This window comes from Mesorhizobium sp. 131-3-5, assembly GCF_016756575.1.
Lineage (GTDB): Bacteria > Pseudomonadota > Alphaproteobacteria > Rhizobiales > Rhizobiaceae > Mesorhizobium > Mesorhizobium jarvisii.
Genome location: NZ_AP023255.1, coordinates 47,982 through 70,028, shown reverse-complemented (window position 1 = coordinate 70,028; position 22,047 = coordinate 47,982). Strand labels below are relative to the sequence as shown.

The window sequence follows — 22,047 nt, the reverse complement described above, 5'->3', positions numbered from 1 at the left end:
CCAGCAGCAGCACTGGTTCGCCGCGCAGCTTGATCCGGCCAAATACAACCCATGGCCCGCGCGGGTGATCGTCACCGATGCCGGAACGTCTTGGCGGGCAGTCTGAAGATGTTTCCTTCGACACGATCGATCATGGTCTCTTGCTGCGAGCGCTCCGAAAACACTGTCAGGACGACTGGGTGCTACTCTACGTCGAACGATGGTTGACAGCCCCGGTAAAGATGCCGGACGAGAGCCTCCGGAAACGGGAGACCGGAACACCGCAAGGTGGGGTGGTCAGCCCGCTGCTCGCAAACCTGTTTCTACACTACGCGTTCGACTTGTGGGTGCGGCGGAGCTTTCCGCACATCCCATTTGAACGCTATGCCGATGATGCGATCTGCCATTGCCGGACACGGCAGGAAGCGGAGCGACTGAAAGCGGCGTTGGAGCAGAGGTTTGCGGAGTGTCACCTGACGCTGCATCCTGAAAAGACCCAGGTGGTCTACTGCAAGGACAGCAACCTGCGAGGGACCTATCCGCGTATCCAGTTCACCTTTCTCGGCTTTGCGTTCCGGCCACGAATGGCGAAGAACCGCTGGGGGAAGCTCTTCACGAACTTCCTTCCGGCAGTGAGCCCGCAGGCGCTCAGGCGCATGCGGGATCGCATCAGAGGGTGGCGCCTGCCGCATCACGCGCCACTTCCGCTGGTCGATGTTGCCCGAATGCTCAATCCGGTCCTGCGGGGCTGGTGGCGGTACTATGGACGCTTCTACCCGGCGGAAATGTGAAAGCTGTTCACATACTTCGACGAACGTCTCGGGGCTTGGCTCCGAAAGATGTATAAGACGCTGAAAGGTCACCGAGGACGGAGCCTGCGGCGGCTGAACGGCATTGCACGGCACACTCCCTCGCGCTTCGTACATTGGGCGCGCCTTGGTCACGCAACGGTTGGGTGACAAGAGCCGTATCAGCCGAGAGGCTCACGTGCGGATCTGTGAGGGGCTGAGGGTGAAATTCCCTCGGCCCACTCGACATCCGGATGCTGTTTATCCAAGGACTGCTTGTTTCGCGGCAATGGGAAGCAAGATTCCTTCCGCCAGCAAATTCGATTCACGTCGCAAACCCGTTCCACATTGTCTGATGTCCGACCATGTCGGACATCGGACATAGCCGCATCAGCGCCTCGTACTGTTTTAGAACGACTTCTTTTTGGCACGACGCATGCACAGGGTCCATTGCGAGGAGGCGCGCAGCATTTTTGAGGCGCGCAGCATTTTTTCGGTGAGGCAGAGTACATTTCCGTAGTTGTTGCCGCTAGGGTTGGGCCTGCTCCTGCCAAATTCGAAATTCAAAATTCATAGTTGACCACGAATTCGCCTTTCTGGGCGAGGTGCAGCAAGTCTAGTCCGTGACCCCAAAATCCTTCTGGTCCCTAACATGTGCCGAGGTTTAACATCATGCCGACAGCGTCATAACTTTGCAGAATAATAGCCCAACAGAAGAGGCGGAAAGAATGGATCTCGAACCGCTCAAAAAGCGCGCTCGCCTTGGGGATATGGCGTACGAAGCTATGAAAGATCGGTTGGTGCGTGGCGCCTTCGAGCCAGGGCGCAAGCTGACCGTGCGTGCTGTGGCGGAAGCGCTGGGCGTAAGTTCAACGCCCGCGCGCGACGCCTTGAACCGTCTTGCCGCCGAAGGTGCACTTGTATATTCCGGCCCAAAGACGGTCATTGTGCCTTATTTGACGATGGAAGCACCGCAGGAAGTCACCGCCATGCGGCTTGCACTTGAAGGATTGGCGGCGGAGGTCGGAGCGGCGAAGGCGCCGGTGGGCCTTGCGGATTTACTCGAGGAGATGCAGGCGAAGATTATCGAGGCACTCGAAAGCCGGCGGTATGCCGAGGTGCTCTGGACCAAGAAGGAATTCCACTTCGCCGTCTACGGATACTGCGACATGCCATATCTGCTGTCGACCATCGAAGCCTTGTGGTCACGTGTCGGCCCCTCCTTTCGCGATCTCTATCCCGAATTCGCGATCCAGAAACACTGCGTGCGAAATCATCAAGCGGTCATTGAGAGCCTTCGTGAAGGCGATGTGGGAGCCGTTCGGGCCGCCTTCGAGAACGACATCCGAGACGGATATAGGCACCTGAAGCAGGCAATTCGCGCGAGAGAGGAACAGGTTGGAGTATAAGTTCTAAAAAGAACGCATGGCAGCCCAGTTTGCAAGAGATCTTACGATGTTCTGATCAGTCTCCGTCAACGTATACGGTGTCATGGGTTGCCCCATGGCCAAATGGACATCCTCGCGTTCAGCGCCCAATAAGTCCGTCGGCACCGCGTGCCATCTTTTTGATCGGGCTTTCCAAACGCCGGTCAACTATCAGACCATCTTCACGATCGCCCGGCGCGCCCTGGTGCGTTCGCCTGACCGCAGAACTCAAGGCCCGCTTCCTCGCCACACCTGGCAACGGCTTTGAATCGTTCCGCGATGCCGTGGACACCTTGGGACTTTCCCGCCAAAGTTTGTTGCAGAGTAAAACCCGGTGAACTGGATGCTGCCCATGGCGCTTCGGCACCTGCCGGAAAGAGGCGCAGTAGAGGTCGATTATAGCCCGGCCCATGGCAAGCATGCGAGCGCTCATCAGGTGGGTTCCCCAGCCGACACATCCTCGATTTGCGAAGCCAGATCCCGAACCGAAGGGGCGCATTTTGAGATATTCAGGCTAGCTCCCCGGACGGAAGAGCCATCGGCAGTCTTTTTGGCCTTTCAGGCTCCACAACAATCGTCAAACCGTCGCTATTGGGGTAACAGGCGAGCCCACAGCGCCAGGAAGGCAAAGCGGCGCTGCAGTCAGGAGGAAATATCGTCGTTGTCGTTGCCTCATCCACATCGCGCATTCCGAAAGGTACCAGAGTTCCCCAAGCGCGATCCCGATCTTGAAGAGGCACAATTCATGAAGTGGCCACGAGGCGTGTTTTTCACCATCGGCCGCTCGCTCGGAAGGCGCCTCTATCCCGATGTTATCCGAGATGAGCGCGGTAAGCCCCGTTCCATCAATCCATTTGAGCAGACGTTGATCGCGTCCATCAAGTTCAACGCAGCGGGCAGGATCTACGTCGGATGGGCAGAGGTTGCCAGCAGATGAAACGACAAGGTCACCAAAACCTGAGTAAAGGCACACTAGATCACCCGGCTCGACTTCAATGTCGTCGGCGTCGAGTATTCGCATGATATCGTCATAACCAACGACACGTCGGCCGTGGCCGAAATGGTGACATAGATCGACCATGACGCCGCGCCCCTGCAGGCCAACTCGCGCCATTGTGTCCGCACCAAGCCGACTCGTGTGTGCGCTTCCCGTCGCAGGATCTGGCGCAATCACATCGGTGCCGGCACGCCAACCATTGTAGTAGAGAGGCTCAGCTACGCCATCCCCATCGGCATCGAAACTCTGCCCCACATGGGCGAAAGTGTCCCAATGCGTCGAGTATTGTGTCGCTAATGTTACCGCGTCGTCACTGATGATGTCGGTCGCCCCTACCTTTTCCTCAGCCAGTGGATAGTTGTAATTGAGCGCACCTTGCCTGTTGCGAGGCAGAGCAACCATTCGTGGCGGAGATCTGCGAGGATCAACAACAGTGCCGCCAGGTAAATTCAACGGAAGACTCAAGCAGAATGTCAGGCCCTCTTTCACATAACCGGCCGCTCGCTTGCGCGCGTTTGGCGTAAGAAAATTGAGGCGCCCCAACTCGTCATCGTCACCAAAGTCGCCCCAGTTGGAGCCCTCGGGTCTTTGCTTCCAGCGGCTAGTCATGACAGGCTCCGGATTTCTGATGGGTCGTAGCATTTCCGCACAAGGACGCTGCCGGCACGAATGGTGGCGCGGGCAGTTCGGCAACAGCATGGGACGCGGGCGCCATCACGGCGGTGATCTCATCGAATGCAGCGTTGCGCTTGTTCAAGATTACGGCGTCCAATAGCCGCGATCACCCTCCTAGAAGGCTCGTGACGCAGCGCCTTCGCTTAGTATCAGCTGCAATACCGGGAAACGTCGGCTTGGTGCGGCACCACATCCGGCCGCCGTTTATTACCAGCATGCTTGGCTCGGCTGACGAAGGTTCAGAATCCAAACTCGGAGCGCCCGCCGTTATTGCATACGTCGTTAGAAGTTCGCGCTCACGGGTCCTGCAAATATAAGCGTGACAGACTTTGAATCCCCGCCCTTGGCATCCGGTTGTGGAACGTCCTTGGACGGCCATGAGACCGTTCGTGTGGATCGCATTGAAATGCGGCCTGCTCTCTTTGATCATGTCGAGGGTGTTCCGGAAGCGTCCGGTCAGGCGACCACCGTTCGAGTAAGCGATCCGCTGCTGCATTTCATCTCCATTCTGATCTGCCAAAGAAAACGGGTAGGAGACGTGGACCAACCCGGAGGTTCTGTACAGATCTTGCGGAGCGGGTTGATTGCCCCTAGTTCAAAAGAACTAATCACTGGTTTCGTAGCTTGAGCAGCTACCAAATCAGGTAGTATAGGACACGGACGTAGACATCTGGTGTCGAGATTGCGTTTGCGATCGCGCGAGCCCTCCGCGTCACGACATTGACGAACCTAGGCGGTAGGGCCGCCTCCTGACCGAGGGCCGCGAGGAGCATGCTGTGAGCGGTTTTCCAGCGCCGATTTGACGACGGCCGAGCAGCCAGCCCCGAGCGCCGGACCAACGTTATCATCACCGAGGGCGTGATAGTCGCGACGACGCCCGCTGGCTGACGGATCACCACAGTCCGGCCGTCCTCGACGTCGGGGAATGGTCCCGCCCTGGACGAGCTTTGCTTCTTCGGCTTGCCCTGTTCGCTGGTTAATATGCGAGCCAACGCGCCAGCATGTTTCAGCACGAAATCGTGCCAACGGCGAAGAATCGTTGATCGCTCCTTGGCGAGGAGCCCTGCCCAAGCCAAGAAGGCGCGTTTGGCCGCATCGATCGCCTTGGCAGTCTCTGCTTTGCTGAAATCGGAAACCTTCGAAATTTCTTCGTTGGTGGAGTGATTAAGCATCGGTAGTTCATGCTTACCCTCCCACTCGCCGTCCCCGTCGCATTGTGCCAGCCAGCGCCGTTGCGTCTCAGACCACTTGGTTGCTTGCGTGTGCTCAGCGATTTCGCTGGCAGCGCGCTTCGCCAATTCAATGTCAGGCACAGTCATGTAATTCTAACTTTCCTGATGGTGGTGGTGACTGGACGGCTCATGCGTAATCTCTCGTTGACGTTGATGATCGCTCCATTGGCCTAAGCTCCGACCGGGCCCCTACGAATGCATGATCCCGAAATCAGCGGAACCAACCATCGCGCAGCCATCGGACATCATCTCATCGCTAGCCGTCTGCTCGGCGGCTCGCGGGGAATTCGTGTTCTGGCTGAACAAGGCCACGTGCTAGCCGGCGATGCGCAGTTGGCAAACACAGGCCAAACCGAGTCCCGACCAGTCCCTGAGACTACGGCATCCTTCCTTACAGGCGCCATCATCATACCAGCTCCGATGCTTCGAGGGTCCGGGGACCAAGTGTCCCCGTAAACAGTGAGATCGGCGGGTGCGCGTCCGGTTCACTGATGGCCTGGATGACCACTGGTGCGTTCGAGGATAGAGCGCGGTCGAGGGCAGGTTCAATTTCGCCCGGATTTTTTACCGTGACCGCTTCGCAACCGCACGCCCTGGCGAGAGCAGCATGGTCGACGGGGGCGAAGTGGCAGGCTGTCGTATAGCCGCCGAACTTCACGGTCTCGGCATCTTTTTGGTAGCCGAGCACACCGTTGTTGAGAACGATCACGGTGAGGTTGATCTTGGACCGAACGAGCGTTTCGAGTTCGGCCCAGCTATGGGCGAACCCACCATCTCCGACGAGTACGACAACAGGGCTGTTTGGCCTCGCCAGCTTAGCGCCCATGCCGAGCGGCAAACCCCATCCGAGACCTGCCAGGCCGCGCGGGGTGATGAACCGCTGGCCCGAGCGAAGTGCCCGGAGCTGGCCGACAATCCACATTGAAGAGTAACTGGCATCCGCCACTACAATGGTTTCCGGCGTCATACGCGATTGCAGATCGCGCATGATCCGTTCCGGCCTCAACGGCGTCTGGTTGCTCCCGCTGAAGATGCTTCCATCCTGCTCGAATTGCGCCCAAGCGTCGGCGATGCGACGAACGAGCGACGCCTTCTTGGCCGAGCGGTTTGACAGGTCCTCCGACCGAAGTGCGGCGGTCAGGGCTTGAATTGTAGTAGCAACGTCTCCCACAAGGCGGATCGACTCGTAATTTCTGCCGATCTCGCAAGGATCAATGTCGAGGTGTACAACCGTCGCCGTTGAAGGAATGGAACGCCAGCTATCGGTTCCGTTCTGGTTGGTCCTGGTGCCGACGAGAAAAACGAGATCTGCCTCATCCGTGATGGCGCGGGCCCGATAGCCGAGAGATCTCGGACCGTTCAGTGCCCCCAGAACTCCGCATGTCAGAGGCGCGCGCTCATCGACAGCGCCTTTCCCCATGTTTGTTGTGAAGACGGGCAAATGGGCCGTGCTCTGCAGCTCCGCGAGCGCTTTGCTCGCAGCCGGCGACACCGCCCCGCCTCCGGCTAGAACGACGGGCGACTCGGCACGAGCGATCAACTTGGCCACGGCTGCGAGTGCCTCGTCGCTCGGGCGGATGGGATCAAGGGGCCACGTGCCGTATTTTCCTGTGCGGCCGCGGTGGCCAGCCCGAACATGCTCGCGGAGCAAGTCGGCCGGAAGCAGGACCACAGCTGGCCCAGGCCGGCCACTGGTGGCCGCTATGAACGCCGAGTCGACATAGTCCTCGATCCGGTCGGCCGTTATCACCCGCCGCGTCCATTTGGAGCAGGCCGAGAAGAGGGCGATGTGATCCAGTTCCTGAAATGCGTTTCGGTCGACTTGATGGCGCTCGACCTCCTGCACCAGGGCAACCACCGGAATGCTCGCCTTGAACGCTTCGGACAGCGGAGGGACGAGCAACGCTGCGGCCGGCCCATTTTGTGCACACACGACTCCGACTCTGCCAGATATACGGGAATAACCGTCGGCCATCGCCCCGCCCATATTTTCCTGACGGTACGCGATCTGCCGGATTCCGATTTTTTCGCAGGCTAGAACCACCGCCGAGGGAAGGCTCTGGGCAAATATCAATTCGACGTCATTGCGTCGTAGTGCTGCTGCAATCCGTTCTGCTACAGTTTCCACGACATTACTCCGCTATCTTCATATTCTTGATTTCTGCAGCGTGTTCTTTGAGGAAGAGACGGAACAGGTCGGATATCCTCTCGACCTCAGTCTCTCCCATTGGTGTTGACAGGCACGCGGCAGCCCCATTCGGCAAAATCGCACCGTGCCGGGAAAAAAAGCCGGAGAGCGCTCTACTGGCGTCCTTTTGGAGTGCATTGGTTGCCATGTCTCTGAACTCACGCGGTTTCCGCCGCGTCGGATGAATTCGAAACAGGGAGCCGGCTCCGGTTACTGCGAATGGAGCATCCTGTTGCGCAATAATGTCGGTGAGGTTGGCGCGTAGTCGGTCGCCCAGACTGTCGAGGCGTGCAAACGCTGCTTCGTCCAAGGCGCGCATCGCGGCGATGCCAGCGACAATCGACAATGGATTGGCCGAGAACGTCCCAGCCTGCGGCAGCAGTGGGCGACCCGACTTGGCGCTGAAGACATCCATGACGTCCTCACGCCCGCCGATCGCGCCGATCGGCAGTCCTCCGCCGATTATCTTACCCATAGTGAGTAAATCGGGTTTCAGCCCGTATCGCGCCGACGCGCCGCGGTACCCCTGGCGCAGGTTCAGCACTTCGTCAGCGATGATGAGAACGCCGTGATCGCGGCAGAGCCGGTGCAGCGAGTCTAGGAAATCCGGTTTCGCCGCTACTAGGCCAGCCTGGCTCGGCATCGGATCGATCACGACTGCGGCAATCCGACGCGCGTGGGCGGTGAGTTTCTTCTCAAGCAGGGCTGTGTCATTGAAGCGCAACACAAGCGTCTCTTGTAGGACGCTCTCTGGCATGCCTTTGTAAAAAGGTACAGAGACTGGATCGTCGGCAGGGCCCCAGTTTTCTGGGGTTGCCGATTGGCTGACTTCGGCCCAGTCATAGGCGCCGTGGTAGGCACCCTCAAACTTAGCGATGCCTTCCTTTCCGGTGAACGCTCGCGCCGCCTTGATGGCGAACATGACAGCTTCAGTGCCGGTATTAACAAATCGAACGCGATCAACGTTCGGAATCCGCTCACAAAGAATGCTCGCCAGCTCGATTTCCACCTGCGTCGGATTGGCGAAGCAACTGCCGCTCGCCAGCTGCAGATGGACTGCATCAACGACAGGTTTGAAAGCGTGGCCGTGGATGAGGGACGTGAAATTGCCGTTTAGATCGAGATAGCGGTTTCCGTCGACATCGAAGAGATAAGCACCCTCGCCTCTCTCCATGTACTTCGGAATTGGATCGCGTTCGATGGTTACCCGGCTTGTCCCGTCGGGAAATACCAACAACGCGCGTGCGAACGCTTCCTCCGACCTCCTCAACGGCGGAGTCTTGAGCCGCACTTCTTCATTTGATCGCGTAGCCATATGCGCTTCTCAACTAATCGCTACACCTTCGAAGTCAAACAATGGCTCGAGGGTATACGCTTCTTTTGGTCGTATCGGACGGCTCTACAATTCCTTCGCTGATTCCCATCATCCTCTCAGAAGAGAGCGGGTTTCAAACGAGGCTTGTCGGTTGTTTCGGCTACGTTTTCCAAAATGCAATCGCACAACCGCTCTATCTCGCTGATCCCATGATCAGCCGTAATGCACACTCGAATCCCCGCTTTTCCTTGTCCGACTGTCGGGAAGAACGTCACCGAGGTATAAAACCCCGCATCAAGAAGCTTCCTTGCTATTGCAATCGCCTTGGCCTCCGGTCCGATTGCGATCATTCTGATCGGAAGTGAATTACCTTGCTCGGCAGTTGTGACACGACGATCAAAAAGGTCGATGCGTTGCGCCAATCGCCTCTGCCGCTGGCCGAGTTCTGCCGAGCGGTGAATCCTGCACGATCCAAGCGCCGCACCAACCGCCGCCAGATTGGCGGCCGCTGAAAACGCATGGGGAATGGAGTAGCGTCGAAAAAGGTCCTCTTGGTCGGCTGTTCCGAGCATCAACATGCCACCCGATGCGCCGAATCCCTTGCCCAACGAGGCTGCTATGATCGTGCGGTCATCCAGCATTTGCGGAAACTGAGAGCGTGCAAATCCTTGGCCCTGGCGTCCGAACAGCGATATGCCGTGAGCATCGTCGATATAGAGAAAAAGCCCATAGCGTTCTTGGAGCTGGTGCAGTTCCTTGATCGGGGCATTGCCTCCCATCGAGTAAACACCATCGCAAACATAGGCGACCACCGGGTTGTCACGACACAAGCGCTCGAGCGCGTCGACATCATTATGTGCGATTGTTTCCACCCGCGTTTCATCAGCGATCACCGGCTTGTGATAAGCGAGCGAGATATGCGCGATGCGATCGAACACGACCACTGGCTTTCTTCCGCCTGTCAATTCCCCCGAAGCAAGGATGGGCAGTGCGCCCAGATTTGCAAGCATAACAGAGGAAAAGGCAAGTATCCGCGCGCAGAACATCTCCGACAGGGTTGCTTCAAGTTCCGCCAGAAGATCAAAATTGAGACGCGTTCGTGCGCAGGACCAGTGCAATGACCGATGCGCCTCAATTGCCTCGATCGCACCCGAGACGACTACCGGATGATTGTCGAGACCCAAGTAGGAGCATCGCACGAAATCAATTACCTGCGATCGAGCGTCAAGCGGCCCTGCGCCCAAAAGAAATGTGCGTCCCGTCGTGGAACGTCCCTGGACGGCCATGAGACCGTTCGCGTGGGCCGCATCGAAATAGGGCCTGCTCTTGTTTAGTACGTAGCTGGTGTTCCGGAAGCGCCCGGCCGGGCGACCACCATCCGATGGGGTGATCCGCTGGTTCATTTCATTCTCCATTCTGATCTGTCAAGATCCAACTGTTCAGAGGGCACGCGGCGCTGCTTTACAGATATTACCGGTTGCGTGTTCGGCCAACTCATCGACGTTGCGGCACAATCTGACACCGCTGCTGCCGACTCCTACGGCTGGCTCAAGAATTACCGGCAGCCCAAGTTCATCGGCAGAGCTTTCTATGTCCGCCGCATTCCTTGCCAAGCGATAAGACGGCACTTGAATGCCGGCCCCCGCGAGGAGCTAACGTTGGGTGAATTTGTCGCAACATCATTCAATCAATGTGGGTTTTGGCCCCGCTAAACCGAAATACCGGCTGAGCCTTCCAACTATCGCATAGACCGACTCCTTGGCGTACGGATGCCGGGCAATGTCATAGGTCACACGCAGCCGGGAACATTCCGCGATCAAGGCATCGAGATCGTCTGTATCGACACAGATTGCCTCAATGCTCTCCGCCGAAAGATAATCGTATTGACCTGGATCAGCCGACAGGATAATCGGATGAAGGCCAAGACGCCGGGCTGCCTCGATGTATAACAGACCGGTCCTCGAGCCTTCAACCAGGATAAGCACTCTTCTGGCCATTGGCTTTTAATCCCGAGTTGCATGCCGTGTCTCCGTCCCAAGCGTAAATCGAAGTCAGCCTTTTGACGCGCCTGATCTCAGACTGTCGTGAAAGTACCATCGGCAGCGATTTGTGGTTGTGAAGTTGTGTTAATTTATTGCTAAGGGCAATTAATATGGCCTGCTGGGGAGCATGAGGATTTGTCGGGCGGGCTGGAACGAAGTATGTCGTCACCGTTGAATTATTTCGACGGGACCGGCGGATTTGAGAAGGGCAAAACGGGCAGCGACGAAAACTGCCGGAAAGACGGCAGCCTCGGAGGATGAGATTTCCATCCTGCAGTTCCGCATCTGGCTGAAGGATGTGAACCCGATGATGTGGCGTAGGGTTCAGGTTCTCTCGACGATGACGCTACGCGAATTTCAAACAGAAGCGTGGGCTGGTGAAGCGGCCACAGTCGATCTGGGGCGGCATTGACCTCGCTGCCATCGCGAACGACGTCGCGGAAGCGAAGGCGGAAGCCGCGATCGCAGAAGCGATGTCACAGCCAACTTTTCCCGAAGATGTTCCTCCTGAGCTCATGCCAACCACCGTTGAGGTAGTATCCGACGCCAAGGACGTGACCGGGTCCGATGCATCGCTTCCTCAGCCGCTGGCGGTTGAGGAAGCGCCGATGGCAGAAGCATCGAACGCAAAGACTGGAGGCAGACGAACCCGCAAGAAGAGGCGGTGGCAGAAAGATGTTTCTTTGCCGCGAGGTCAACGATGGAAGCGGCGCCTGCCTTGGCTGCTCCGCCGGATCCGGGCCTAGCCGTAGGTCGACTGCTCAGGATTGAAGCTGCCCTTGTCAGACTGTTCATGACGAGCTGCAGCGCATTCAAATAGCAAGCTTGAACCGTACCGTAGGTGTTGCGGGTTAGCCGCTCTCGGACTTGGGTGCGAGAATGAAATCATAGACGGGTTCAGGCAGCTGGCCAGGCATCGGATCTCGCAAAACAGTCGGAGAGGTTATGGCCGCTTCGGCCTCTACCGCCAAGGCGGCGGGTGTCAATCCGATTGCGGCCTCAAAGGGCCGGCTCGGCAGAAGCGCCACCTGACGAAAAAGCGCTGCAGCTCTCGCCGCATGCCGCACGGCAGCGACCCGCTTTCCCTCGCGGATCTTCACCCCGGCCGCCGCCAACAGGATCAATCCCTGGAAGAAAAGGCGATGCTGAGCGCTGCGTTTGGCAGCATGCCATAGAGGCTCCCACGCCTCGTGAGCTTCCCGGTAATAGCCGTGATTGAAAAAGTCTATGCCCCATCGGAACACGTTTGAGCGGAGTGATTCCTCGACCGTAACAACGGTCCCTGGATCGCTTTGGTAACTGTGACCCAACGGGTCGCGAACCGAATGTGGATTTTGCCAGGCAGGTATGCGTAGCCCGGGAAATTCCTTTCGGACAGCAGGCGAGGACGTGACATGGACCCAGCAATCACGAATGCCCGTTGATGGCAATTCCAGATGAAATAATCGCTTGCTCCAGAGTGCCAGCGGTGAAGAAATATCTTGCGCTGCGCCGACAAAATGCGCTCATGGGCCATTCCTCCATGGGCACGTGGGCCGGGAGGGCACCTCTAACACGACCGATAGACCGAGGGAGGGCTCAACCCAATGAGCAGGGTGGCGCGCGAAGATGCGAGTCCGGCTTCGTCGGCGACATTTGCGCCGCTCGAGAATGCGACCTTTCGTTCGATCTGGCTTGCCACGCAGGTCGCCAGCCTTGGCTGGCTAGTTCAGACCGTCGCCATCAGTTGGCTGATGGCGACCATCTCGACTTCGGACGTGATGGTCGCCCTGGTGCAGGCTTCGACCACACTACCCGTATTCATCCTGTCGATCTTCGCCGGGGCCCTGGCTGACAACTACAGCCGCCGCAATCTCATGTTCGCCGGCTGGTGCGCGATAGCGTTGTCCTCGGCGATGCTGACTGTTCTTGCGGCGCTGGGGATTTTCAATCCATGGATGGTTCTTGCCTTCAGCTGTCTGGCCGGAGCGGGAGCCGCGTTCACCGATCCTGCCTGGCACGCGTCGGTGGGCGATATCTTGCGAAAACGCGAAGTCCCCGCCGCGGTCACGCTGATCTCGGTTGGATACAACGCCGTTCGAAGCGTGGGCCCGGCGCTCGGTGGCATTGTCGTTGCCTCCTTTGGACCTCTGACAGGGAGTGGGAAAAAGGTGGGGGTCAAGCAGCCAAGGCAAACTTGGCTTGCTTTAGCCGACCATCGGCAACTGCTGCTCGAACCTGAAGTACCCTGTGTGCACCGATTGGAGACCAGCGCATCTGACGCTTCTTGTTCATGCGGGCGTTGACGAGGCTGTTTGCGGCGGATTCGGCCGGGCAACTCGAAATCGATTGACCCGACCAGTATCGGCGGCAGTAATCGACAAGCGAAGGCTTGTTCTGGATCAGGTATGTTTGGAGACTGCTGACCAACTCGAAGAAGCGCTTGAGCTTGAAGCTGGCGCCCTGCCGCCGAGCATGCTGCTCCAACTGGTAATGCATGTCCTTCACGGCTCTTTGCGCCTCGCGGACATAGCCGCTCCAGAGGAGGTGGCGCAGCCTCGGAACATGAAACGCAACGTCCCAAAGGTAGATGTTGAGATTGTCGACTTTCCTGATGCCCTCCCATGCCTGTTCGATGTGACGGAGCCGCATCGACAGATGAAACCAATCAAGAATATGGGTGATCGGCTGCCGCGTTGCGCTGATCACGATGCCCTGCAGACCGACGTCTCCATCGCTGAAGACCGTGACGTCGCGGCCAGGCACCCATCCTTGGGCCCGCAACGCCGCTCGAACAACATCGTGTTTGCCGGTAGTAACATGAGGTGAAGCCGCGAACTGACGTGGAGGCCGGCCTTTGGTCACAACCCGGCCCATCGCGATCTCGAAATGCCGGCTTTGATACCCGGGAACTGCGCGAATGTAGGCTCCGTCGATAAACACCGATATAGGCGACCCACCGGCTCGGCTCATGCGGTAGGGACTTGCCAAGTCTCGCTTCTCGATCTGGTCGGCGACCCTCGCCAGCCGGTTGCTTACGGTGCGATGATTGTGTGGTCGCGGTGCCGGCACGAAGAGATCAAGGACACGGGCGGCTTCCCGAAATGACAGCCGTGAGCTGAGTTCGGCCTGGACCCGCTCCAATTCCGGTGTCGTTCGGCCCTTCAACAGGGCTTCCACTCTTCCGGTCCCGAGTGTTGCCGGCGTTCCGCATACGCAGTTGCGAAAGCGAGGCACGCGCACGCGACAAATGCCGAAGAGGGAGTGGACGGTACGAGATCGCCAGTCGTGGATGTTGCGAAGGCGGCCGCATTCCAAACAACCGCGATCCAGCTGTGCCGCCTGATCTGTCTGGAACTGCGTGAACTCTTCCTGCAGGCGGTGCTGTATACCCTTGCTCTCCTCCAAACAGAGGCCGAAGTCGTCGAGCCTCGCCTCATCGACCTTGCGCGCGATGCTGACGATTTCCCGACGTTGCGACACGCCGTCCGCGTCCACCAATTCGACCCAAACCTTCATCCTCAATTGCGAAGCCACAGAGCGTCCTTTCAGACAAAAGCTCCAGCTAAGCCAAAATCCTTACCCCCACCTTTTTCCCACTCCCAATGGCCGACGCAGCCCACCGTCTCACTTTGCCCTCCCAGCTAGCGATCGAGCTTTCCTTACGCTCTTCGGGCCCAGTCGGGCTTAGCGACGGCTCAGCAGTGCCGGCATCGCCCAACTTGCAAGCCTCGACGTCAGCTCCAAACTGCATTCGCGATATGCGGACTGATGGAAACCTAGGAAAATATGCCAAGCGCCTTTATTTCCTTCAGCACACGATCTACGTCCGCCATGTCGTTATAGGCGTGGACCGAGATCCGCAGTCGCCCATCTCCGCCCCAGGTCAAAACACCGCGCTCGCGCAACTGGGTTTCCAATTGTTCGGAACGGGTCGTTGAAATCGATATATTGCCTGCTCTGCTCGCTGCCCTCTCTGGTGTGAGAAGATCGACGCCGAAGCGCTTGACCCCATCGAGCAGCGCGCGGCCGAGCTCAAGAACATGCGATTCGATCTTGCGGATTCCTATCTCTTCAAGCGTTGCGAGAGCGTTCTCAAGATAGTAGATGCTCATGAAGCTGGGGTTTCCCCCTTCGAACTTCTCTATTGTGGGCTTCAAGTGAAAGGTGGTCCGCTGGCGCCAGTCCGGCTCGTGGACAATCGAGTTCCAACCAACTGCTTTTGGTTCGAGTTGGGGCCATCGTCTGGAGTTTACGAAGAACACTCCGACCCCATGCGTTCCTAGCAGCCATTTGTAGCAACAGGAAACAACGACGTCGCAAAGCGAACCGTCTACAGGGACGACGCCGAGCGAATGCGATGCATCGACAACGAGCCGCGCACGACACCTGTCGGCAATCCCTCTCATAGCAACAAGGTCGCTTCGCGCGCCGGTGAGGTAGCTGACGTGGCTGACCACGATCGCTCGTGTGTGTTCATCCGCTGCGTCGGCAATCTCTTCTGAAGTGGCGCGCGGGCCAGCGCCAACTCTTCTCACTTCGATCCCAGCAGCCTGCCAGATATGAAGCAGGGATGCGAATTCACTGGCACCGACGACGACGTTGTCGCCCGGGTTCCAGTCTATTCCAAGAGCGACTGCGTGGAGGCCCGCAGTTGCATTCCACAGGAGCGCAATCTCTTGTGATGTAGCACCGAGGAGCCTGGCCAGGCGCTCCCTCGCTCTGGTGGCGGTTGTCAAACGGCTTCCAAAACTGACCCTCGATCGGCGTCCAATTTTGACCCCCTATGCAGTGCGCGGCGGTCAGCATTCGCCCGGGCGGAGCTGGTCAGGGTTGCGCAGCCCGGGCGAACGCGGATGGCGCTGGCAGCTTGATGGGGTGATCAGGCGCGGTTCTTGAAGCGCCAGGATTCGTTTCCGGTCTCGATGATCTCGCAATGATGGGTGAGACGGTCGAGCAGCGCTGTCGTCATCTTGGCGTCGCCGAAGACGGCGGGCCATTCTCCGAACGCCAGGTTGGTGGTGACGATGATCGAGGTCCGTTCATAGAGCCTGCTGATCAAGTGGAAGAGCAATTGTCCGCCGGCCTGGGCAAAGGGCAGATAGCCGAGTTCATCGAGCACGACGAAGTCGAGCCGGGTGAGGTAGTCGGCGATACGGCCCTGCTTGCCGCCGCGGTGCTCGGTCTCGAGCCGGTTGACGAGATCGACGACGTTGAAGAAGCGGCCACGTGAGCCGTTGCGGATCAGGGAGCGGGCAATGGCGATTGCCAGATGCGACTTGCCGGTTCCGGTGCCGCCGATGAGCACGGCGTTGCGCTGGTCGGCGACGAAGGTGCCGTTAGCAAGGTCCCGGACCAGCACCTCATTGACCGGCGTGCCGTCGAAGTCGAACTCATCGATGTCCTTGGCGATCGGCAGCTTGGCGACGGTGAGCTGGTATTTGATGGAGCGGGCCTGCTTCTCGGCGATCTCGGCCGACAGCAGATCGCCGATGATCCTCGGCGGCTCATGCTGACGCTTGATGCCTGTCGCCATGACCTCGTCATAGGCGCCCCGCATCCCGTAGAGCTTCAGCGTGCCCATCAGTTCCAGAACCTGGGTGCGTTCCATCAGCTTGCCCTCCTGAGGCTGTCGTAGCGGGCGCAGTCGGCTTGCGGTTCGTGCTGCAGGCGAAGAGCGTCCGGGGTGAGAATGGTGACTGCCGGCGCCGGATCGCGCTGCCGCGCCAGGATGTTGATGATGACGGCGGATGAGCAGACATTCTGATCGAGCGCGTCCTGGCAGGCAGCCTCCACGGCATCAATGCCGTCGGTCAACACCGTGGCCAGGATTGACACCATCTGCCGATCGCCGTCATGCGCCGCTTTTAATCGGCGTCGGATACGCTCCATCGCTGGTGGCAGAGCCCAGTCCCGGAATGGCGCGCCATTGCGCAGCGCGCCGGGCTTGCGGGCAAGTACAGGGACGTAATGCCAGGGATCGTAGACCGTCTCGTTCCGCCCGAAGGAGCGGGCATGTTCGGCGACGACCACGCCGTCCTGGCGGATGACGATCCTGTCGGCATAGGCATGGATCTCGACCGGGCGGCCGACGGCCGTCGACAGGACCGAGTATTTGTTGGTGTCGAAGCGAACCGTGCAGGTCTTCGACACCGAAGCCGGCACCGTGTGGAATCCGTCGAAGGGGCCGCGATACTCGACCAGTTTGCCGCGCTCTTCCTCGAACACGTTCCAGATCGTTCGTTCCGGTTGCTCGACGTGACGATGCGCCTTGGCGTAGGCGACGCACTTGTCCTGCAGCCAGGCGTTCAGCTCCTCATAGGTCTTGAAGCGCAGCCTGGGCGTGAAGAAGCGCTCGCGCACCAGCCCGACCTGGTTCTCGACCTGACCCTTCTCCCAGCCTGACGCCGGCGTGCAGGCGACCGGCTGCACCAGATAATGGCTGCACATCTGCAGGAGGCGGCGATTGTATTGGCGGTCCTTGCCAACAAAGATCGTTTCCACCGCCGTCTTCATGTTGTCGTAGATGCCGCGCGTGCAGGCGCCGCCGAAGAAGGCAAAGGCCCTGTCGTGGGCGTCGAACACCATCTCCTGCGTCTCCCGCGGATAGGCTCTGACGAACATCATGCGGCTGTGGCAGAGCCGGACATGGGCGACCTTCACGGTCACCGTCACGCCGTTGATCAGGACGATCTCGTGGCTCCAGTCGAACTGGTAGGCCTCGCCCGGCGCGAAGAACAGCGGCACATAGGCGTCCGCCGTCGCCGACCCCTGCGCCTTCGCCCAGCTCTTCGCGTAGCGGCGGACGGCGTCATAGCCACCCTCGTAGCCGAGACTGCAAAGCTCTTCGTAAATCCGGATCAGTGTCAGTTGCTCGCGCGCCGCCTTGCCACGGTTGCCATTCAAGAACCCGTCAAGCTGATCCTGCCACGGACCGATCTTCGGCTTGGGCTGCCGCTCGCGTTCGTAGGAGAACGATGTCTCATTGGATCTAAGAATCTTGCGGACGGTGTTCCGCGACACATGCAGCTCGCGACAAATCCGCTTGAGAGACCATCCCTGCACATGGAAGGCGCGCCGAACCCGGGCAATCGTATCCACCGACTTCATCCCCACACCATCCGCTCGCCACGACGAGCTGATGGTCGCAAATCAAAGCATCAGGGGGGTCAAAATTGGACGCCGATTCCCCGGCTTATGGGGTCAATTTTGCACGCCGATTCACAGGCGGTCGCAAACATCCGATCTCGCCCCGGCATGCCAACGCCCTTGTCGACCATAAATCGTGTCACCGCGCCAACGTTGCTGATCAGAACCGGCGTTTCGCCACCGGCGGCAAGGTGGGTCACGTTCTCAAGTCCGATGAATTCACTCTTTGGGATAAGACTGCCAATGCCCATTTCGATACCTCTCACGGAGCGCGGCTGATGCAAGAATCAGCTCGAATCCTAAGGAACGAATCTTGTTCCTCCAATAGATGCGTCAGGGCACACCGAGGATTGCGGAGCGGGGCAACCTGTAAGACGCGCGGAGCGTCATTCGCTCTTGGAGCGAGTTTATTCCTTACCGCACGCGATCTTTGCGAACAGCATCCTCGCAGCGTGGAATGAATGGCCTGGCGAGTGCTTCGTAGACGGTAGCTCACGAAGTCGTGCTGGCCTAGAGGTATATTCAACCCATGCGTTCCGATGCGTAGCTTCCTGGACTTGCTGGGAAGACGACAGTTCGGTTGCCGTTCAAGAAAACCCGGTGATGAATATGGGCGTGGATCGCTCGTGCCAGGACCTGACTTTCAACGTCACGGCCCATGGAGACATAGTCTTCCACACTTTGAGCGTGCGTGATGCGAACCGTATCCTGCTCAATGATTGGCCCTTCATCAAGATCCGGTGTCACATAATGGGCGGTGGCGCCGATTAGCTTCACACCGCGCTCATACGCCTGCTTGTAAGGATTGGCGCCCTTGAAGCTGGGTAGGAAGGAGTGATGGATGTTAATGATCTTTCCCGACATCTTGCGGCACATTGCGTCGGAAAGAACCTGCATGTAGCGGGCGAGCACGATCAGCTCGGTACCTGTCTGCTCGACGAGGTCCATGAGCTGCGCTTCCGCCTGCGGCTTGTTCTCTTTCGTCACCTTGATGTGGTGGAAGGGAATATCATGGTTGACCACGACCTTCTGGTAATCGAAGTGGTTCGAGACGACGCCGACGATATCGATCGGCAGCCCCCCGATCCGCCAACGGTATAGAAGGTCGTTAAGGCAGTGGCCGAACGCCGACACCATCAACAGCACTTTCATCCTTTGCGTCTGGATGTGAAGCTCTGCTTCCATATGAAATCTTTCGGCGATTGGTCTTAGCCCATCGGCAAGCGCCTCGGCTCCTTTCCCATCCTCTGATATGAAGGAGACGCGCATGAAGAAGCGACCAGTGCTAAGATCGTCGAATTGCGAACTATCGACGATATTGCAGCCCATTTCGCAGAGAAACCCGGAGATGGCGGCTACTATTCCTCGCGTTGATTGACACGTTGCTGTCAAGATAAAAGTGGTCATTCGTTGCCTTTACAGGTTATCGGGAAAGGACCCGCTAATTCGTGAAGCGGGAAGTTGGCCGCAAAAGTGGCTAGAGGCTTTTCGGGCCGGCCTTTTGTCCGACCACGACAAACGTTGCGATTCGGCGAGGAGGTTAACTCAGAAGTTCGCGCCAGGCGCTCAGATCCACGTTCCCCCCGGATACCACTGCAACGACGGTCTTGCCGCTCCACATTTCGGGGTGCCGCAGGACCGCGGCAACGGCAGCTGCTCCACCGGGTTCGGCAACGATCTTCATCTCATCCGCCAACAATCGCATCGCGAAAATGACGTCAGCTTCCGACGCTTCGTAGCCGTGGGAGACAAGTTTCTGATTGATCGGAAAGGTCTTCTCACCTGGAATTTGCGTTACGATCGAGTCGCAGATCGAGTTGTACCCGGGTCCATTTCCAACACGCTCGCCTGCAATCAACGATCGCCTTGTATCGTCGAAATGTTCCGGTTCAGCCGCGCAGATAGTGGTCCCCGGGGACAACTCCGCCATGGCGGTGGCGATGCCCGCGATCAGCCCGCCACCACCAACGGGGCACACCAGAGCGTCTGCGGATGTTTTCAGTTTCGCCAGTTGATCGACGATTTCCAGTGCAACGGTTCCCTGCCCCGACATCAAAACATAATCATCATAGGGAGCGATCAAAGTCGCTCCCCTCTGCTCAGCCACATCTCGTGCGATCTTGGCCCTGTCGCCTGTTGCCCGATCATATGTGATTACCTTGGCCCCGTACTGGGCGGTGTTGCGCAGTTTCACGGCTGGTGCATCCTGCGGCATGACTATGGTAGATGGAACATTCATTTCCGCAGCCGCGGCAGCAACCCCCTGAGCATGATTGCCGGATGAAAAGGCCACGACCCCCGCCGCGCGCTCCTTTTTGTTCAATGACGCGATCTTGACGTAAGCTCCACGAATCTTGAACGATCCGGTGCGCTGCAAGCACTCGGCTTTTACGAGGAAGCGGAAACCAAGACGTCGGTTGAGAAGTTCGGATTCGAGCACGGGCGTAACTCGTGTTACGCCCTCGAGAACCCGGGCGGCATGGACGATCATTTCATATTCGAGCATCGCGCTGCTTTCCAACTAGGAGCTAGTATAATTTCGTTGCCGCTCGTTGATCACATAGCGCAATCAGCGGGTGAACCCGGGGTGGGCTCTAAGCCTTGGAAGATCCGTGCTCGCGGCAGGCCTGTTCAAATCGCTGAATTTCATCTGTGCTGTCGCAGTAGGACATCACCATGCGGAAGCCTTGACCTTTGGGAGAAAAGCTCCACGGCCTTAGGTTGATATCCTTGTCGCGGAGTGCTTCCAGAAGGCTCGCCGGCAGAATGGCGAACACCTCATTAATGTGCACTGGATGAACCAGCTCAACACCCGCACACGGGCTTAAAGCATCTGCTATTCGTGCTGCGTTTCGGTTCGCCTGCAGAGCATTTCGACGCCAGAGCTCATCCTCCAGATAGCTCAAGAGCTGCACCGACATGTAGCGCATCTTTGAGCACAGGTGCCCGGCGCGTTTGTGCATGACGCTCAGTATCCTCGCGATTTCAGAATCGAAGGTGATCACCGCTTCCGCATTCATGGTTCCGTTCTTGATCGTGCCGAAGGTGAGAACGTCCACTCCAGCCTTCCAGGTCATTTCGGCCGGCGTTGCGCCTAGATGAACCATGGCGTTCGCCAAGCGTGCCCCATCAAGATGGACTTTCATGCCGGCCTTATGCGCGATTGCACTCAGTGCGCGTAATTCGTCCAGTTCATAAACGACTCCGGCTTCCGTGGCTTGGGTGAGGCTGAGTGCGCTGACCGCCATATGATGCACATTGCCGATACCGTGACTTTGTAGGCTGTGCTCCAATGCGGCAGGCGATATCTTACGGTGCCCACCTGCCAGCAAAGTCATGCGGCCACCACCGCTATAGAATTCGGGCGCGCCAGCTTCGGTCGTCACAATATGCGCGCCCTCGTGACTGAAGATCGTGCCATATGGCGGCGTGATGGCGCCGAGCGCAAGACCATTTCCCGCAGTGCCGGTAGGCACCGGAAAAATGAAGGTTTCACGCTCAAAAAAGTTCGAATAGACCTGTGCCAAGGTTGCGGTGAATCGATCTGCTCCGTAGGCCACCTCAACGCCTCGGTTGCAGTTGACGAGCGCGTTCATCACCTGTTCGCAGACAGGCGCGCCATTGTCTGAATTGAAGTGATAGGGTGCTATTTTAGATCCTCCCGTTCCCAGGAAAAGCCGCCTCCAAATTCAGTGGAAGCATCCTGGAGCACATCCCATAGGTAGTCGGCTGAGGCGTAATCAGTCAGCATGTGCAGGCCGTAGGGATCGTTTTTCATTTCGCGGATCAAAACGGCGCTGATCCGCGCTACGACCGTTTGTACGACCTCACCTTGGAGAAGCCGATCGCTGCGCAAATCCACACCGCAAATCTTCGCCATCATCTGCGCAATACACCTGCCCTCTAGATGGAGCCAACTATGGCTGTCGGCACGGGGAAGCGGGTACCCTATTCGGCGCTCACCGCTGGCATCGTCGGCATTCCAGCTTGCCTCCAGGTCGCTGCACACATTACCTACCGCGTCTGGGTCAGGCAGGACGAGGTACTCTTCCTTACCGAGCCGCGCGATGAGAGCGCCATCGGACAGGGCGATCGCTTTGTTTGGAACGTCCGGGACGGCGCTGATCTTCGAGCTCAGCCATTTCGTCGTCCCGTTACCCTTGAAGCCGATCCGAGGCAGCGTCGACAGGTCGCGGATGACAACATTCTCGTTCTGCGGAGTCTGACCCGCGCCGGTCAAGCGATGAGCGAACGGACTTCTAGCAACAGCGCCCAC

The 22,047-nt window shown here is 58.3% G+C and carries 17 protein-coding genes and 4 pseudogenes; 4 read left to right on the top strand and 17 right to left on the bottom strand.

Features of this window, described 5'->3' with window-relative positions; genetic code table 11:
* Nucleotides 1-77 precede the first annotated feature (77 nt).
* Nucleotides 78-770, top strand: a complete 693-nt coding sequence (locus JG747_RS32890; protein ID WP_244748481.1) for a reverse transcriptase domain-containing protein — start codon at nt 78-80, stop codon at nt 768-770.
* 725 nt (nt 771-1,495) lie between these two features.
* Nucleotides 1,496-2,176 (top strand): GntR family transcriptional regulator, encoded by a 681-nt coding sequence (locus tag JG747_RS32885; RefSeq protein WP_199201433.1) that lies wholly within the window; start codon nt 1,496-1,498, stop codon nt 2,174-2,176.
* Between the two features lie 373 nt (nt 2,177-2,549).
* Here the strand turns inward: JG747_RS32885 and JG747_RS37900 are convergent.
* The 7 genes and pseudogenes from JG747_RS37900 to JG747_RS32855 form a co-directional block, all read right to left on the bottom strand.
* Nucleotides 2,550-2,686: pseudogene (locus JG747_RS37900) on the bottom strand (IS1380 family transposase); the annotation flags it as partial.
* A gap of 85 nt (nt 2,687-2,771) precedes the next feature.
* Entirely contained in the window at nt 2,772-3,800 is a 1,029-nt protein-coding gene (locus tag JG747_RS32880) for a cyclase family protein (RefSeq protein ID WP_199201432.1), read from the bottom strand.
* A 698-nt stretch (nt 3,801-4,498) separates the two neighbouring features.
* A complete protein-coding gene (locus JG747_RS32875) occupies nt 4,499-5,185 on the bottom strand; it encodes an aldehyde dehydrogenase family protein (protein ID WP_199201430.1) in 687 nt (228 codons plus the stop codon).
* Nucleotides 5,186-5,504: 319 nt separating this feature from the next.
* Nucleotides 5,505-7,226, bottom strand: coding sequence for an acetolactate synthase catalytic subunit (locus tag JG747_RS32870; protein ID WP_199201429.1), 1,722 nt, complete (start codon nt 7,224-7,226; stop codon nt 5,505-5,507).
* 4 nt (nt 7,227-7,230) lie between these two features.
* The gene (locus JG747_RS32865; protein WP_199201428.1) at nt 7,231-8,601 is read right to left on the bottom strand and encodes an aspartate aminotransferase family protein; all 1,371 of its coding nucleotides are present in this window, start codon (nt 8,599-8,601) and stop codon (nt 7,231-7,233) included.
* A 116-nt stretch (nt 8,602-8,717) separates the two neighbouring features.
* Nucleotides 8,718-10,004, bottom strand: a complete 1,287-nt coding sequence (locus JG747_RS32860) for an aminotransferase class I/II-fold pyridoxal phosphate-dependent enzyme (RefSeq protein WP_244748480.1) — start codon at nt 10,002-10,004, stop codon at nt 8,718-8,720.
* Nucleotides 10,005-10,076: 72 nt separating this feature from the next.
* Nucleotides 10,077-10,598, bottom strand: a pseudogene (locus JG747_RS32855) (ATP-grasp domain-containing protein); the annotation flags it as partial.
* A 422-nt stretch (nt 10,599-11,020) separates the two neighbouring features.
* Here JG747_RS32855 and JG747_RS32850 point away from each other — a divergent pair.
* Entirely contained in the window at nt 11,021-11,389 is a 369-nt protein-coding gene (locus tag JG747_RS32850) for a hypothetical protein (protein WP_199201426.1), read from the top strand.
* 105 nt (nt 11,390-11,494) lie between these two features.
* On the opposite strand, the gene JG747_RS32845 is transcribed toward JG747_RS32850, so the two are convergent.
* Nucleotides 11,495-11,953: a DUF309 domain-containing protein gene (locus JG747_RS32845; protein WP_244748479.1), complete on the bottom strand. Its 459-nt coding sequence runs from the start codon at nt 11,951-11,953 to the stop codon at nt 11,495-11,497.
* A 276-nt stretch (nt 11,954-12,229) separates the two neighbouring features.
* Between JG747_RS32845 and JG747_RS32840 the strand changes: the two are divergent.
* Nucleotides 12,230-12,778 (top strand): annotated as a pseudogene (locus JG747_RS32840) (MFS transporter); the annotation flags it as partial.
* Between the two features lie 22 nt (nt 12,779-12,800).
* On the opposite strand, the gene JG747_RS32835 reads toward JG747_RS32840, so the two are convergent.
* The 9 genes and pseudogenes from JG747_RS32835 to JG747_RS32795 form a co-directional block, all read right to left on the bottom strand.
* Complete coding sequence (locus JG747_RS32835; protein WP_199201424.1) at nt 12,801-14,159, bottom strand: ISKra4 family transposase; 1,359 nt, start codon at nt 14,157-14,159, stop codon at nt 12,801-12,803.
* A gap of 242 nt (nt 14,160-14,401) precedes the next feature.
* Nucleotides 14,402-15,361, bottom strand: coding sequence for an aminotransferase class V-fold PLP-dependent enzyme (locus JG747_RS32830; protein ID WP_199201423.1), 960 nt, complete (start codon nt 15,359-15,361; stop codon nt 14,402-14,404).
* A gap of 143 nt (nt 15,362-15,504) precedes the next feature.
* The gene (istB, locus tag JG747_RS32825) at nt 15,505-16,233 is read right to left on the bottom strand and encodes an IS21-like element helper ATPase IstB (RefSeq protein ID WP_199201302.1); all 729 of its coding nucleotides are present in this window, start codon (nt 16,231-16,233) and stop codon (nt 15,505-15,507) included.
* Nucleotides 16,166-17,732: pseudogene (gene istA, locus JG747_RS32820) on the bottom strand (IS21 family transposase). The gene istB and the pseudogene istA overlap by 68 nt, the downstream one beginning before the upstream one ends.
* Before the next feature lie 59 nt (nt 17,733-17,791).
* Nucleotides 17,792-18,022, bottom strand: a complete 231-nt coding sequence (locus JG747_RS32815) for a hypothetical protein (RefSeq protein WP_202362409.1) — start codon at nt 18,020-18,022, stop codon at nt 17,792-17,794.
* Nucleotides 18,023-18,293: 271 nt separating this feature from the next.
* Nucleotides 18,294-19,178, bottom strand: a complete 885-nt coding sequence (gene purU, locus JG747_RS32810) for a formyltetrahydrofolate deformylase (RefSeq protein ID WP_199201421.1) — start codon at nt 19,176-19,178, stop codon at nt 18,294-18,296.
* A gap of 133 nt (nt 19,179-19,311) precedes the next feature.
* The gene (locus JG747_RS32805; RefSeq protein WP_199201420.1) at nt 19,312-20,277 is read right to left on the bottom strand and encodes a threonine/serine dehydratase; all 966 of its coding nucleotides are present in this window, start codon (nt 20,275-20,277) and stop codon (nt 19,312-19,314) included.
* An 88-nt stretch (nt 20,278-20,365) separates the two neighbouring features.
* Complete coding sequence (locus tag JG747_RS32800) at nt 20,366-21,421, bottom strand: threonine aldolase family protein (protein WP_274609732.1); 1,056 nt, start codon at nt 21,419-21,421, stop codon at nt 20,366-20,368.
* The gene (locus JG747_RS32795) at nt 21,418-22,047 is read right to left on the bottom strand and encodes a sarcosine oxidase (protein ID WP_199201418.1); all 630 of its coding nucleotides are present in this window, start codon (nt 22,045-22,047) and stop codon (nt 21,418-21,420) included. Before JG747_RS32795 ends, JG747_RS32800 begins: the two co-directional genes overlap by 4 nt.